Source organism: Ruegeria marina (genome assembly GCF_900101475.1).
GTDB classification, from domain to species: Bacteria; Pseudomonadota; Alphaproteobacteria; order Rhodobacterales; family Rhodobacteraceae; genus Ruegeria_B; species Ruegeria_B marina.
In genome coordinates, this window is record NZ_FMZV01000005.1 from 39,492 (window position 1) to 53,998 (window position 14,507).

The following is a 14,507-nucleotide window of genomic DNA, read 5'->3' on the forward strand; positions in this document are numbered from 1 at the left end:
ATATCTTGGACATGACGGACATCGCGCGCCGTGGGCTGGTCCTGCTGGGCTGTGGCAAAATGGGATCGGCCATGCTTTCGGGCTGGCTGGAGGGCGGATTGCCCGCAGGGTCGGTCTGGGTTCTGGACCCCTATCCTTCGGACTGGGTCAAGAATCAGGGCGTCCATGTGAATGCCGAGCTTCCCGCCGATCCGGCCATCGTGCTGATCGCGGTCAAACCGCAGATGATGGGCGAAGCGCTGCCACGGATGCAGGCGCTGGGCAACGGCACCACGCTGTTCGTGTCCGTGGCGGCGGGGACCTCCATCGCGACCTACGAAGAGATTCTCGGAGCCCGGACCCCGATTGTCCGCGCCATGCCCAATACGCCCGCCGCGATCGGGCGCGGGATTACCGCGCTCATCGGGAATGACCGCGCCACCGTCGCTGATCTCGACCGGGCCGAAAGCCTGCTCGCGGCGGTGGGCCAGACTGTCCGGCTGGAAAACGAAGATCAGATGGACGCGGTGACTGGTGTCAGCGGCTCGGGGCCGGCCTATGTGTTTCACCTGATCGAGACGCTGGCCGCCGCCGGGGCGGCGCAGGGGTTGCCCCCGGATCTGGCGATGAAACTGGCCAAGGCCACCGTGGCCGGCGCCGGCGCCCTGGCCGAGGCGGCGGACGAGGCACCAGCGCAGCTGCGTATCAACGTGACCTCGCCCAATGGCACGACCCAGGCGGCGCTCGAGGTTCTGATGGACCCCGAATCCGGCTTTCCCGGCCTGATGGAGCGGGCGGTTGCCGCCGCCACGGACCGATCCAGGGAGCTGTCCCGTGGCTGAGATTTCCTTTGACGACTTTCTCAAGGTCGATATCCGCGTCGGCGAGGTGACCCGCGCCGAAGCCTTCCCCGAGGCCCGTAAACCCGCAATCAAGATGTGGATCGACTTTGGCCCCGAGATCGGCGAACGCAAGACCTCGGCCCAGATCACCGCGCATTACGATCCGGCGACCCTGGTCGGCAAACAGGTGATGGCCGTGGTGAACTTTCCGCCGCGCCAGATCGGCAAGTTCATGTCCGAGGTGCTAGTGCTGGGTCTGCCTGACGAAAACGGCGAGATCGTGTTGATCGGCCCGGATGGAAAAGTGCCGCTGGGCGGGAGGATGCATTGATGAAACTGCTGATCGCGCGGCCGATGACCGCCGCCGTCGAAGCGCGCGCGCGCGCCGAGTTCGATACCGAGATCCGCGAGAACACGGCTCCGATGACCAGGGCCGAGATGCTGCGGGCCTTGCAGGAGTTCGATGTCGTGGTGCCCACCCTGGGTGACCTGTTCAGCGCGGATGTGTTCGCTTCGGTTCCCGAGCCGCGATGCCGTCTGCTGGCCAATTTCGGGGTCGGCTACAACCATATCGACGTCGCCGCGGCCGGCGCGGCCGGGATCGCAGTGACCAACACGCCCGGTGCGGTCACCGATGCGACGGCGGATGTGGCGATGACGCTGTTGCTGATGACCGCCAGGCGCGCCGGCGAGGGTGAGCGGCTGGTCCGGTCCGGCCAGTGGGAAGGTTGGCACCCGACCCAGATGCTGGGCCTGCACGTGACCGGAAAACATGTGGGCATCGTCGGGCTTGGCCGGATCGGGCAGGCCATTGCCCGGCGCTGCCACCATGGTTTCGGAATGCGAGTGTCCTATGTGGCGCGCAGTGACAAGAATGTCGATTTCCCGGCAAGCCGGATGGGCAGCCTGCCGGAACTGGCGGGGGCGGTCGATTTTCTGGTCGTCGCCGTGCCGGGCAGCGCGCAGACACGCCATCTGGTCGATGCGGATGTGCTGGCGGCGATGAAGCCCACCGGTATCCTGGTGAACATCGCCCGGGGCGAAGTGGTGGACGAGACAGCGCTGATCGCGGCGCTGGGGGAGGGGCGGATTGCCGGTGCCGGTCTCGATGTCTACGAATTCGAACCGGCTGTGCCGCAGGCGCTTCGCGACATGGAGCAGGTGACCTTGCTGCCGCACCTGGGGACCGCGACCGAAGAGGTCCGGACCAGCATGGGGCACATGGCGCTCGACAACGTGGCGGCCTTCGTCGCTGGCGGTGATCTGCCCAATTCCGTTCCGCAGGGCGTTTCGGGCAAGAGCTGAGCGCGCGCTCACGCCCGTCGTCGGCCTGTCCGGATCAGGGTATGGCTCGCCCGGCGGCGTCCATCGCCTCGCGCCAATGGCGCCGGCAAAGCGAGACATAAGTTTCGTTGCCGCCGATCTGAACCTGAGCGCCTTCCGTGATGGCGTTCCCCTCGGGATCCTGCCGGATCACCATTGTCGCCTTGCGACCGCATTTGCAGATCGTGCGGACCTCGCGCATCTCATCCGCCAGCGCCAGCAGCGTTGCGGAACCGGGAAACAGGTTGCCCTGAAAATCGACCCGCAATCCATAGGCCAGAACCGGCAGGTTCAGATCATCGACGGCACGGGCCAGTTGCCAGACCTGGGCGGGGCTGAGGAACTGGGCCTCGTCGACGAAGACACAGGCGACAGGACCCTTGCGCAAACGCGCTTCGATCATGGCAAAGACATCGTCCCGAGGCCCGAACACATCCGCCTCCGCCTCGATCCCGATGCGGCTGGCGATGCGTCCGTGCCCCGCGCGCCCATCGACTGCGGCGGTCATGAGATAGGTTTGCATCCCGCGTTCACGGTAGTTGTGCGACGCTTGCAGCAAGACGGTCGACTTGCCCGCGTTCATGGTCGAGAAGTTGAAGTAAAGCTTTGCCATGGACGGGGTTTATTCCGACATGATTAACAGGGCAAGACAGACGACCGGCACCGCTCGTGCTTCGATTTCGTGCAGCTTTTCACCCGGCACCCGAGTCGAACCCGACCGAATGGCCGGTGTTGCGATGGGCCGTGGTCGCCTCAGCGCCTCAGCCGTGGCGGCGCAGGATGACCGAGCCCACCGAATACCCCGCCCCGAAGGAGCAGATCAGGCCCAGATCGCCCTCGATCAGATCATCGGAGTTTTGCGAGAACGCGATGATCGACCCGGCCGAGGAGGTGTTGGCATAGTCCTGAAGGATATTGGGTTGTTCACCCGGTTCCGGCTCTCGGCCCAGCACCTTCTTGCCGATGAAATCGTTCATCGTCTTGTTGGCCTGATGCAGCCAGAGGCGTTTCAAATCGGTGCTTGCGATGCCTTCTGCGTCCATGTGATCGGCGATGTGCTGGCTGACCATCGGCAGCACTTCCTTGAACACCTTGCGGCCGTTCTGCATGAACTGCATGTCGCGGCGATCCTTCATCCCGTCCGGGCGCGAGCGGCGCAGGAAGCCGTTATTGTTGCGGATATTGTTGGAAAACCGGGTGGCGCAGCGGGTCGAGAGGATTTCGAAATGCGGACCCCTGGCATCCTCGATCCGTTCGATCAGCGTGGCGGTGGCCACATCGCCGAAGATGAAATGGCAATCCCGGTCGCGCCATTCCAGATGGGCCGAGCAGATCTCGGGGTTGACCAGCAGCGCAGAGCGGATCGAACCCGAGCGGACCATGTCGGCGGCGGCCTGAATGCCGAAGGTGGCCGAGGAACAGGCGACGTTCATGTCGAAGGCGAATCCCTCGATCCCCAGCGCCTGCTGGATCTCGATCGCGACCGCCGGATAGGCCCGTTCCAGGTTCGAGGCGGCGCAGATCACCGCGTCGACGTCCGCCGCCGTCTTGCCGGCCTGGGCCAGCGCCTTGTTCGCCGCGTCCACCGCCATTTCGGTCATGATGCCCGGTTCGTCATCGCTGCGCTGGCGCAGCAGCGGGTGCATCACCTCGGGGTCGAGCACACCCGACTTGTCCATCACGTAACGGTTCTCGATGCCGCTTGCCTTGACGATGAACTCTTCCGAGGAATGCTGCATCGGTTCCATTTCGCCGGCAGCGATGGCTTCGGCATTTGCGGCGTTCATCCTGTCTGCATAGGCGTTGAATGCCGCGACCAGTTCGGCGTTGGTGATGACATTCGGGGGCGTAAAGACGCCGGTGCCGGTGATGGCAGGTGTGAACATGGAAGCGACCTCGAAAACCAGGATTTGACCAAAATGCAGGCGAAGTGTGAAACGATCAAGAGCAGGTGACCCAAGGGAAACCGTCAAATCGGCCGGATCGGCCGCGGATTTTCCGTTTCCCACCGTGCAATCCGTCCCGGGCGCGTAATGCGGATAGAAACAAGGGGCTTGTTGCCGTCCGGATCGCGCAGGCAGGCGACGTGGAAATCGGGTGTGTAACAGGGCCGGGTGCCCGGCGTGCCGTCGCCGGTACCGCCATGCGTGAGCCCGGCTGCGTGAAGGGCGCACACCTGCGCCGCATCGCGGGCGGGAAAGCCCACCATGGTGCCGTCGTCGCAATCCGAGCCCCATCCGGCCCAGCCCACGGGCCAGTCGGGCAGGCGGGGTTGTTCAAGAACGGCGAAGACCACGTCATGGAACCGGACCGTGCGGGCCAGGTTATTGGTGCCGAAGGTGAAATGGATGTTCACGGGGACACGCGCGGCATGTCTGTATCGGGATCATGCACGGACCGCGCGGCCAGCGAAAGCGTGATCGAGGTGGCCCTTTCAGATGAAGGGGATCAGGGGAATGCCATTGCAGGCGCCGAGCGCCAGCAGGCTTGTCAGGAAAAGGGCCAGACGCATTCTTGCGCTCCTTGTACTGCTGCGATGATCGCAGCCTGCGGGTACCCCTGTTCCAGGTCAACAGCAGGCCGTGGCCCTTTTCGGCGACTGCGGCCCGGAGGGCGCACTTGTGGCCGAGGCCGGGGGACGCCGTCCCCCGGACCCCCGGGAGTATTTCTGACCAGAAAGAAGCAGGGCCGAAAGAAGAGGCCGGGCTGGTGCCGGCCCCTCCCGAGCGGGAGCTAGCCCTGAAGGCTGCGCACCTCGATTTCCCCTTCGGCCTGCGCCTTGATCGCCAGGGCCGCGGCGTGGCTGCCGGCGGCGGTGGTGAAATAGGGGATCTTGTCGTAGAGCGCGATGGAGCGGATCGCCTTGCTGTCGGCCACGGCCTGGGCGCCTTCGGTGGTGTTCATCACCAGATGCACCTGGCCGTCCTTGAGCATGTCGACCACGTCGGGGCGGCCCTCATAGACCTTGTTGACCACCTCGCAGGGCACACCGTGACCAGAAAGCCAGCTCTGGGTGCCGCGCGTCGCGACAAGGGTGAAGCCCTGATCGACCAGCACCTGCGCGGCCTCCAGCATCGCGGCGCCCTTGTCGGCGTCCTTGATGGAGATGAAGGCGCAGCCCTCGCTCGGCAACACCATGCCGGCGCCCATTTGCGCCTTGAGGAAGGCGCGGGCAAAGGAGCGGTCCCAGCCCATGACCTCGCCGGTTGAGCGCATTTCGGGACCGAGAATGGTATCGACGCCGGGGAAGCGGGCAAAAGGCAGCACCGCCTCCTTGACCGAGAACCACGGCATGTTGGGGTCTGCCAGGGTCATCTGGTCGGCGATCTTGGTATCCTCGCCTTCCTTATAAGGCGGGCGCATCGGAAAGGCGCTGAGCTTTTCCCCCGCCATGACACGCGCGGCGATGGAGGCGATGGCGCTGTCGGTGGCCTTGGCCACGAAGGGCACCGTTCGGCTGGCGCGGGGGTTGACCTCGATCAGGTAGACCTCGTCCTCGCCCTGTTCATTGGCCTTGATCGCGAATTGCACGTTCATCAGGCCGACCACGTTCAGGGCGCGCGCAAGCTTGTTGGTCTGCTCCTTGATCTGGTCGATGATCTCGGATGACAGCGAGTAGGGCGGCAGGGAACAGGCGCTGTCGCCGGAATGCACGCCCGCTTCCTCGATATGCTGCATGATGCCGGCCACATGCACGGCCTCGCCATCGCAGATCGCGTCGACATCGAGTTCCACCGCACCCGAGAGGTAGCTGTCCAGGAGCACCGGGCTGTCGCCGGACACAACCACCGCCTCGTTGATATAGCGGCGCAGGTGATCCATGTCGCGCACGATTTCCATCGCGCGGCCGCCAAGCACGTAGGAGGGGCGGATCACCAGCGGGAAGCCGATGCTTTCGGCGATGGCCAGTGCCTGGGCATCGGTGCTGGCGATGCCGTTCCTGGGCTGTTTCAGGCACAGGCGGTTGACCAGATCCTGGAACCGCTCGCGGTCCTCGGCCAGATCGATGGCGTCGGGCGTTGTGCCCAGAATCGGGATACCCGCCTCTTCCAGAGCGTTGGCGAGTTTCAGCGGGGTCTGGCCGCCGAACTGCACGATGACGCCGTGCAGGGTGCCGTTCTGCTGTTCGACGCGCAGGATTTCCATCACGTGTTCAAAGGTCAGCGGTTCGAAATAGAGCCGGTCCGAGGTGTCATAGTCGGTCGACACGGTTTCCGGGTTGCAGTTGACCATGATGGTTTCATAGCCCGCCTCGGTCAGCGCGAAACAGGCGTGACAGCAGCAATAGTCGAATTCGATGCCCTGGCCGATCCGGTTGGGGCCGCCGCCCAGGATGACCACCTTCTTGCGGTCGCTCGGGCGTGCCTCGCATTCCACCTCGCCCATCATCGGGGCCTCGTAGGTGGAATACATATAGGGGGTCTGGGCCTCGAACTCGGCGGCGCAGGTGTCGATGCGCTTGAACACGGCGGTGACGCCCAGGTTGTGGCGGGCACGGCGCACGTTGTCCTCGTCCCGGCCGGTCAGCTTGCCCAGGCGCGCGTCGGTGAAGCCCAGCATCTTGAGCGCGCGCAGGCCCTCTTCGTTGGTGGGCAGGCCGGTCTTGCGCAGGCTGCGTTCCGCATCGACGATCTCGCGGATGCGGGCGAGGAACCAGGGATCGAACTTGGTGACGCCAAAGATCTCGTCATCCGACAGCCCGTGCCGCATTGCCTGGGCGATGGTGCGGAGCCGGTCGGGGGTCTGGCGGCTGATCGCCTTGATCACATGCGCCTTGTCGTCCGCACTCTCGACCGCGTCCCAAAGCCCGACCGAGAGGCCGGGAATAGTAACCTCGTCAAACCCGGTAAGACCGGACTCCATCGAGGCCAGCGCCTTTTGCATCGATTCGTGGATGGTGCGCCCGATCGACATCGCCTCGCCCACCGATTTCATCGCGGTGGTCAGGTAGGGCTCGGATCCGGGGAACTTCTCGAAGGCGAATTTCGGGATCTTGGTGACGACGTAGTCGATGGTCGGCTCGAAGCTGGCCGGCGTCACCTTGGTGATGTCGTTGTCGAGTTCGTCGAGTGTATAGCCCACGGCCAGCTTGGCCGCGATCTTGGCAATCGGGAAGCCTGTCGCCTTGGAGGCCAGTGCCGAGGAGCGTGACACCCGCGGATTCATCTCGATCACCACCATGCGGCCATCGACCGGGTTTACCGCCCATTGCACGTTCGAGCCGCCGGTCTCGACCCCGATCTCGCGCAGCACGGCGATCGAGCCGTTGCGCATGATCTGGTATTCCTTGTCGGTCAGCGTCAGTGCCGGGGCCACGGTGATCGAGTCGCCGGTGTGTACGCCCATCGGATCGACGTTTTCGATGGAGCAGACGATGATCGCGTTGTCCGCCTTGTCGCGGACAACCTCCATCTCGTATTCCTTCCAGCCCAGCAGGCTCTCGTCGATCAGGATCTGCGCCACGGGCGAGGCCTCCAACCCCGAGCGGCAGAAATGCTCGTAATCGTCGCGGTTATAGGCGACGCCGCCGCCGGTGCCGCCCAGGGTAAAGGCGGGGCGGATGATCGCCGGCAGGCCGATTTCCTCGAGCGCGTCCAGAGCCTCGGCGAGGCCCGCGCGGATGTCGTATTTGCCCTTGTCGTTCTTGGGGGCAGACACGATGGTCGCCTTGGGGTTTTCCAGCCCGATTCGGTCCATCGCCTCGCGGAACAGCTTGCGGTCCTCGGCCATCTCGATGGCGTGGCGCTTGGCGCCGATCATCTCGACGCCGAATTTCTCCAGCACGCCCATCTCTTCGAGCGCCAGCGAGGTGTTGAGGCCGGTCTGCCCGCCCATGGTCGGCAACAGCGCGTCGGGGCGCTCTTTCTCGATGATCTTGGCGACCACCTCAGGCGTGATCGGTTCGATATAGGTGGCATCGGCCAGGCCCGGATCGGTCATGATCGTTGCCGGGTTCGAGTTCACCAGGATCACCCGGTAGCCTTCCTCGCGCAGCGCCTTGCAGGCTTGCGCGCCGGAATAGTCGAATTCACAGGCCTGCCCGATGACAATCGGCCCGGCTCCAATGATCATGATCGACTGGATGTCGGTTCTCTTCGGCATGGCTGGCCCCTTTGATTTTGTGCGAGTCACGAGCGCCCGCCCAGCGCTCAAATTGTCGTGCGTTATAGGCGCCTCGGGGAAAGGTGCAAGAGGGATCGGAAAGCGGCGCGGTTTTGCCGCTTTCGACTCTTTCACCCGGGCGCGAAATCTCTATACCGCCACCTCACGCCAAATCGCAGTGCAAACGGAGGCCGGTAGTGCAGCTTCGCTTCGATCACGGACCCCTCGGGCCTGATACAGGATTCGCCTCTCCACGGGGCATGATCCGGGCCGATACTGCTGATCAGGTGGCAGACGCGTTCGAGGCGATGGACCGTGCGCGCGCTCAGGGCGCATGGCTTGCAGGCTACATCAGCTACGAGTTGGGCTACGCGCTGGAGCCGCGGCTGGTCGCCTGCATGCCTGGCGGGCGGCGACTGCCGCTGTTGTGTCTTGGTCTCTACGACGGGCCGCAGACCCTGCCGCAGGCCGCGCCGTCCGGTGGCATTACCGATCTTGCGCCGCGGTGGTCCGAACCGCGCTACACGCGCGCCTTCGATCGGGTGAAGCAGGCCATCGGCGCGGGCGACGTCTATCAGGCGAACCTGACGTTTCCCGTCGATCTGCGGGTGGCGGGGGACAGCGCGGCGCTCTATGCCGCACTTGCAGCACGCCAGCCGGTGGGGCACGGCGTATTCGTGTCGCAACCCGGTCTTCCCGACATTCTCTGCCGCTCGCCCGAACTGTTCTTTCGCACCGATGCGGCGGGTCACATCGAGACGCGCCCGATGAAGGGCACCCAGCCCCGCAGCGACGATCCCGCCGAGGACGACCGCCGCCGTGCCTGGCTGGCCCGGGACGAAAAGAATCGCGCCGAGAACCTGATGATCGTCGATCTTCTGCGCAATGACATCAGCCGGGTAGCCGAGCCGGGTTCGGTTCATGCGCCCGAACTGTTCCATGTCGAAACCTATGCCACGGTTCATCAGATGGTGTCGCGGGTGGCCGCAACGCTGCGGCCCGATGTGACTCTCTCGGAAATCCTGCGGGCGCTTTTCCCCTGCGGGTCGATAACCGGGGCGCCCAAGATCCGCGCAATGGAGATCCTGGCTGATCTGGAGCCCTGGCCGCGCGACATCTATTGCGGCAGCATCGGCTGGGCCGCGCCCGACGGGCGGTCCGAATTCAACGTGGCGATCCGCACCCTGCTGGTCGAGCAGGACAGCGCCACGCTCAACCTTGGCGGCGGCGTGGTCTGGGACAGCACCGCCCGGTCGGAATATGAGGAAGCGCTTTGGAAGGCCCGTTTTGTCCGCCAGATGAGCCTGAGTTTCGCCTGATCGAGACCTTCGGGTACCATCCCGGCGAAGGCATACGGCATCTCGACCTGCACCTGGCCCGCATGGCCCGGTCGGCAGCAGCGCTTGGTCTGCCCTACGATGCGGCGGCTGCCGCCAGGGCCTTGACCCCGATTGCTGGTGACACCCCACGGCGCTGCCGCCTGACGCTTGATAGCTGCGGGGCCTTCGAACTGAGCACGGTGCCGCTGCTCCCGAATCCGACGCTCTGGCGCGTCGCGATCCACCCCGAGCGGCTGGATCCGGACGACCCCTGGCTTGGCCACAAGACCAGCCGCCGGGCGCTTTACGACAGGGCCCGCGCGGAGCTGCCCGCAGGCATCGACGAATGGCTGTTCCTCAACACCCGAGGCGAGATCTGCGAGGGAACGATCACCAATGTCTTTGTCGATATGGGGCGGGGCCTGCTGACCCCGCCGCTGTCCTCGGGGCTGCTTCCCGGCGTTTTGCGTCAAAGCCTGATCACGGAAAACCGCGCGACCGCGACACCGATCACCTTGAGAAATCTCGCCAAGGCCCGATCTCTTTATATCGGCAATTCGCTTCGGGGGCTGATCAGGGTGGTAATGTGGGACGACTAGACAGGTTGCAGACGGCGGTCGCGTCCGAACCGGCGCGGTTGCGGCTCAGGGCAGAATTCGGACTGTTCTACATCGGTGCACCGCTGTTGATCGCGATGTTGCTGCCGCCGGACATGATGTTTCCGGCGCTCTTTGCCTTCACTGGTCTTGGTCTTGTCCTGCTGCATCTGACCCCCGGTTTTGCCTGGGCCGAGTTGCGGTGGAACTGGCGCAACTGGTCCTGGGCCGAAGTTGCCGGGTTCACCGTGGCAATGACCGGGCTCTGTGTCTGGGTGATCTACGCCACCCGGCCCGACGCGGCCTTTGCGCTTGCCAGGCGTCGCCCCGAGATGCTGGCGGCCGTCTGGTTTTTCTACCCCTTCCTGTCGGCCCTGCCGCAGGAGTTGCTGTTCCGCCCGCTGTTCTATCGCCGCTACCATGCGATCCTGCCGCAAGGGCGCGGGAGCCATCTGCTGAACGCGGCGCTCTTTTCCCTTGCGCATCTGATGTACTGGAGCTGGATCGTGGCGGCGATGACCTTTGCGGGCGGGCTGCTGTTTTCCTGGGCCTATCGGCGGCGCGGGTCGTTCTTTTTCGCGGTGCTGCTGCATGCCATCGCCGGAAACATCCTGTTTGCCGTGGGGCTGGGCATCTATTTCTACTCGGGCAACGTTCAAAGACCGTTTTGATCCCTGCCTTCCCTTGACATCGGGTGCTGAGCGCGGTGTATCGGCGCGACGAATTCTCCGCCCGAAGGGATACACCCATGCACGCCTATCGCAGCCACACCTGCGCCGCCCTGACCGCCGCCAATGTCGGCGAGACCGTCCGCCTGTCCGGTTGGGTCCACCGGGTGCGCGACCATGGCGGCGTGCTGTTCATCGACCTGCGCGACCATTACGGCATCACCCAGGTGATCGCCGATGGCGACAGCCCGGTCTTTGCCGAACTGGAAAAGGTGCGCTCGGAATGGTGCATCCGGATCGACGGCGATGTGCTGGCCCGCGACCCCGGCCTCGTGAACCCGAACCTGCCGACCGGCGAGATCGAGGTGTTCATCCGCGATCTCGAGGTGCTGGGCCGCGCGGGCGAGCTGCCGCTGATGGTCTTCGGCGATCAGGAATACCCCGAGGAAACCCGCCTGCGCTATCGCTACCTCGACCTGCGCCGCGAGGCGATGCAGCGCAACATGACCCTGCGGTCGGACGTGGTCGCCTCGATGCGCCGCCGCATGTGGGACAAGGGATTCCGCGAATACCAGACGCCGATCATCACCGCGTCCTCGCCCGAGGGCGCGCGCGACTTCCTGGTGCCCTCGCGCCTGCATCCGGGCAAGTTCTACGCGCTGCCGCAGGCGCCGCAGCAGTTCAAGCAGCTGATCATGGTCTCGGGCTTCGACAAGTATTTCCAGATCGCCCCCTGTTTCCGCGACGAGGACCCGCGCGCCGACCGCTCGCCCACCGATTTCTACCAACTCGACATGGAAATGAGCTTTGTCACCCAGCAGGACGTGTTCGATACGATCGCGCCCGTGCTGGCAGACGTGTTCGAGGAGTTTGGCGGCGGCCGCAAGGTCGACGCGCCGCAGGACTGGCCGCAGATCGCCTATGCCGATGCCGCCAAATGGTACGGCACCGACAAGCCCGACCTGCGCAACCCCATCAAGATGCAGGATTGTTCCGAGCATTTCCGTGGCTCGGGCTTTGCCATCTTCGCCAAATTGCTGGAGCAGGAAGGCACCGAGATCCGCGCCATTCCCGCCCCCACCGGCGGCAGCCGCAAGTTCTGCGACCGGATGAACGCATTCGCCCAGAAAGAGGGCCTGCCGGGGATGGGCTACATCTTCTGGCGTGCCGCCGACAACGGCGAGATGGAAGCCGCAGGTCCGCTTGCCAAGAACATCGGCCCCGAGCGCACCGAGGCGATCCGCCAGCAGCTGGGCCTGGGCGTGGGTGACGCGGCCTTCTTCCTGGGTGGCAAGCCCAAGTCCTTCGAAAAGGTGGCCGGCAAGGCCCGCGACGTGATCGGCGCCGAGCTGGGCCTGACCGAAAACGACCGTTTCGCCTTTGCCTGGATCGTCGATTTCCCGATCTACGAACGTGACGAGGAAACCGGCGAGATCGACTTCGAGCATAACCCGTTCTCGATGCCGCAGGGCGGGATGGAGGCGCTGAACGGCGACCCGATGGCGGTGCGCGGCTTCCAGTACGACCTGGCCTGCAACGGCTATGAGCTGGTTTCGGGTGCGATCCGCAACCACAAGCCCGAAATCATGCTCAAGGCTTTCGAACTGGCCGGGTATGGCGCGGGCGAGGTCAAGGCACGGTTCGGCGCGCTCTTCAACGCCTTCCACTTCGGCGCGCCGCCGCACGGCGGATGTGCCGCCGGGATCGACCGCATCGTGATGCTGCTGGCCGATACCGCCAATATCCGCGAGGTCATCATGTTCCCGATGAACCAGCGCGCCGAGGACCTGATGATGGCCGCGCCCTCGGACCCGACTTCGGACCAGCTGATGGAACTGGGGCTGCGTGTCATCCCGCGGGATTGATCCCGGGGACTTTCGACCCGAATTGAAGGGGGAGGTGCAATGCATCTCCCCTTTTCCTTTCCGGCAGGGCGGAAACCCGTGCAGATCCGCGGTGAGCGAGAGGCCGTTCCATCGGTGGCGCGAAACGGTGGCATCCTGCGCGCGTCAAGTCACCGAGGCATCGGAGCCGAGCGGTTCTCTCCCCCTTGCGGACATCCGTGGCGGATTCGCGCTCTCGCCCGAGATCGCGCCATCGGGGGCGAGATCCGCACGCCTTTGCCATTGCAACCGGCCAGTTGCGATTGTGCGATGACAGCGCTCCGGTGTCCGACCGGTCGCCGGATGGGCGTCTGTCGCTCAGTCCGCAGGCGCAGTGGCTGGTCGGGCAGGTCATGGACGCCGGGCCGTTGCTTTACTCCGGCCTGTCCGGGGCGCTGCGGCGCGACACATGGGGGGACGTTCTCGCCCGATGGCTGGGAGGTCCAAAACCGTCGGGCGGCGGTGCTGCATCCAGAGCACCGCGATCAGGCTGATGCCGGCGACCCAAAAGGCGTTCAGGATGTCAGATCGCCTTTTTCTGATGCAGCCGGTCCTGTACCAGCCCCGCCACCCTGGCCGCTTCGGCGGTGACCGGAGCGCCGTGCGCGCGGTTGCGCGCCAGAGCCTGCGCCGCGGTCAGAAGGACATGATCCTCGGCGCTGCGTGCCACCCCCTGAATGAACTGGGCGACATAGTCGAGTGTCTGGCCGTCGCTGCGTTCGTTCAGGATATCGGCTACATGCGCCATGTCATCCTGATAGGCGAGGGGGTCAGGCCGGATATGTTCGTCGAACAGCAGCCTTGGCCCCAATGGTTGACGGTCCGCCGGCAGGCGTTTCAGGATCTCGGCCTGGAAAGCCGCCAGCGAGGAAACGGGTTTCGCCAGAAAACCGTCCGCGCCCGAGTCGAGCGCGAGTTCTTCGGCCGCCAGATCACCGGACGTGCCCAGGATCACGCCAACGCGTGGGCTGGCCTGCGCCAGTTCCTCGATCAGGTCCGCCCCCGATCCATCCGGCAGGCCCATGTCGATCACGATGACCGAGGGACGATAGATCTGCAGGTGCCGACGCGCCGATTTCAGGCAATCCGCCCGTCGAATGCGGGCGCCGCTGTGCAGGCACAAGAGGCGCATCGCTTCGCAGGCGTAACGGCTGTCTTCGACTACGAGAATCGTCAGCCCCAGCAGGGGGCGGGTACCGGCAGGCAGTCGGGTCGCGGTGACAAAGGGATCAGAATCGTCCATGGTGTGCTCCTTCGGCAGACAGGGTCAACGCTAGGTCACTCTGGCTAATGGCAGGTTAATGGGCGATTTGGCGCACTTGCCCAGCGGGTCCGCAGGCCGCATAAGGCAGTCAAACCGACGAACCCTGGAGGATGATCATGATCGGCCGTTTGAACCATGTCGCCATTGCCGTGCCGGATCTTGCCGCGGCGTCCGAACAGTACCGCAACGCGCTGGGCGCCAAGGTGGGCGCACCGCAGGATGAGCCCGATCATGGCGTGACGGTTGTCTTCATCGAACTTCCCAATACAAAGATCGAACTGCTCTATCCCCTGGGCGAAAACAGCCCCATCGCCGGCTTTCTGGAAAAGAACCCTTCGGGCGGCATTCATCATGTCTGCTACGAGGTCGAGGATATCCTGGCCGCCCGCGACCACCTGAAGGCCACCGGCGCCCGCGTTCTGGGGACGGGCGAGCCCAAGATCGGCGCCCATGGCAAACCGGTCCTGTTCCTGCACCCCAAGGATTTCAACGGCTGCCTGGTGGAACTGGAGCAGGTCTGACCCATATACG

13 protein-coding genes are annotated in these 14,507 nt (G+C 64.7%); 8 read left to right on the forward strand and 5 right to left on the reverse strand.

What is annotated here, in order from left to right:
- The first annotated feature begins 11 nt into the window (after positions 1-11).
- Genes proC through BLT75_RS08575 form a run of 3 tightly spaced genes read left to right on the forward strand, consistent with a single transcriptional unit; the run spans position 12 to position 2,126 of the window.
- A complete protein-coding gene (proC, locus tag BLT75_RS08565) occupies positions 12-821 on the forward strand; it encodes a pyrroline-5-carboxylate reductase (protein ID WP_425441131.1) in 810 nt (269 codons plus the stop codon).
- Positions 814-1,152 (forward strand): tRNA-binding protein, encoded by a 339-nt coding sequence (locus BLT75_RS08570; protein WP_093029812.1) that lies wholly within the window; start codon positions 814-816, stop codon positions 1,150-1,152. Before proC ends, BLT75_RS08570 begins: the two co-directional genes overlap by 8 nt.
- Complete coding sequence (locus BLT75_RS08575; protein ID WP_093029814.1) at positions 1,152-2,126, forward strand: 2-hydroxyacid dehydrogenase; 975 nt, start codon at positions 1,152-1,154, stop codon at positions 2,124-2,126. The genes BLT75_RS08570 and BLT75_RS08575 overlap by 1 nt, the downstream gene beginning before the upstream one ends.
- 34 nt (positions 2,127-2,160) lie before the next feature.
- Here the strand turns inward: BLT75_RS08575 and BLT75_RS08580 are convergent, their stop codons facing one another.
- The 4 genes from BLT75_RS08580 to carB form a co-directional block, all read right to left on the reverse strand.
- Complete coding sequence (locus BLT75_RS08580) at positions 2,161-2,757, reverse strand: thymidine kinase (RefSeq protein WP_093029816.1); 597 nt, start codon at positions 2,755-2,757, stop codon at positions 2,161-2,163.
- Between the two features lie 148 nt (positions 2,758-2,905).
- A complete protein-coding gene (locus tag BLT75_RS08585; protein WP_093030473.1) occupies positions 2,906-4,030 on the reverse strand; it encodes a beta-ketoacyl-ACP synthase III in 1,125 nt (374 codons plus the stop codon).
- Between the two features lie 83 nt (positions 4,031-4,113).
- Positions 4,114-4,500, reverse strand: a complete 387-nt coding sequence (locus BLT75_RS08590) for a VOC family protein (RefSeq protein WP_245706432.1) — start codon at positions 4,498-4,500, stop codon at positions 4,114-4,116.
- A 377-nt stretch (positions 4,501-4,877) separates the two neighbouring features.
- Positions 4,878-8,246: a carbamoyl-phosphate synthase large subunit gene (gene carB, locus BLT75_RS08595; RefSeq protein WP_093029818.1), complete on the reverse strand. Its 3,369-nt coding sequence runs from the start codon at positions 8,244-8,246 to the stop codon at positions 4,878-4,880.
- Between the two features lie 197 nt (positions 8,247-8,443).
- Here carB and BLT75_RS08600 point away from each other — a divergent pair, with 197 nt between their 5' ends.
- From BLT75_RS08600 to aspS, 4 genes are all read left to right on the forward strand, one after another.
- A complete protein-coding gene (locus BLT75_RS08600; protein ID WP_093029820.1) occupies positions 8,444-9,565 on the forward strand; it encodes an aminodeoxychorismate synthase component I in 1,122 nt (373 codons plus the stop codon).
- Positions 9,520-10,164 (forward strand): aminotransferase class IV family protein, encoded by a 645-nt coding sequence (locus BLT75_RS08605; RefSeq protein ID WP_093030476.1) that lies wholly within the window; start codon positions 9,520-9,522, stop codon positions 10,162-10,164. The genes BLT75_RS08600 and BLT75_RS08605 overlap by 46 nt, the downstream gene beginning before the upstream one ends.
- Positions 10,152-10,832 carry a CPBP family intramembrane glutamic endopeptidase gene (locus tag BLT75_RS08610; RefSeq protein WP_245706434.1) on the forward strand — a complete coding sequence of 227 codons (681 nt, stop codon included), beginning with the start codon at positions 10,152-10,154 and terminating at the stop codon, positions 10,830-10,832. Before BLT75_RS08605 ends, BLT75_RS08610 begins: the two co-directional genes overlap by 13 nt.
- A 77-nt stretch (positions 10,833-10,909) precedes the next feature.
- On the forward strand, positions 10,910-12,694 hold the full coding sequence (gene aspS, locus BLT75_RS08615) for an aspartate--tRNA ligase (protein WP_093029822.1): 1,785 nt from the start codon (positions 10,910-10,912) through the stop codon (positions 12,692-12,694).
- A 541-nt stretch (positions 12,695-13,235) separates the two neighbouring features.
- Here aspS and BLT75_RS08620 read toward each other — a convergent pair.
- On the reverse strand, positions 13,236-13,955 hold the full coding sequence (locus BLT75_RS08620) for a response regulator transcription factor (protein WP_093029824.1): 720 nt from the start codon (positions 13,953-13,955) through the stop codon (positions 13,236-13,238).
- 137 nt (positions 13,956-14,092) lie between these two features.
- Between BLT75_RS08620 and mce the strand changes: the two genes are divergently transcribed.
- Positions 14,093-14,497, forward strand: coding sequence for a methylmalonyl-CoA epimerase (gene mce, locus BLT75_RS08625; protein WP_093030482.1), 405 nt, complete (start codon positions 14,093-14,095; stop codon positions 14,495-14,497).
- Positions 14,498-14,507 lie beyond the last annotated feature (10 nt).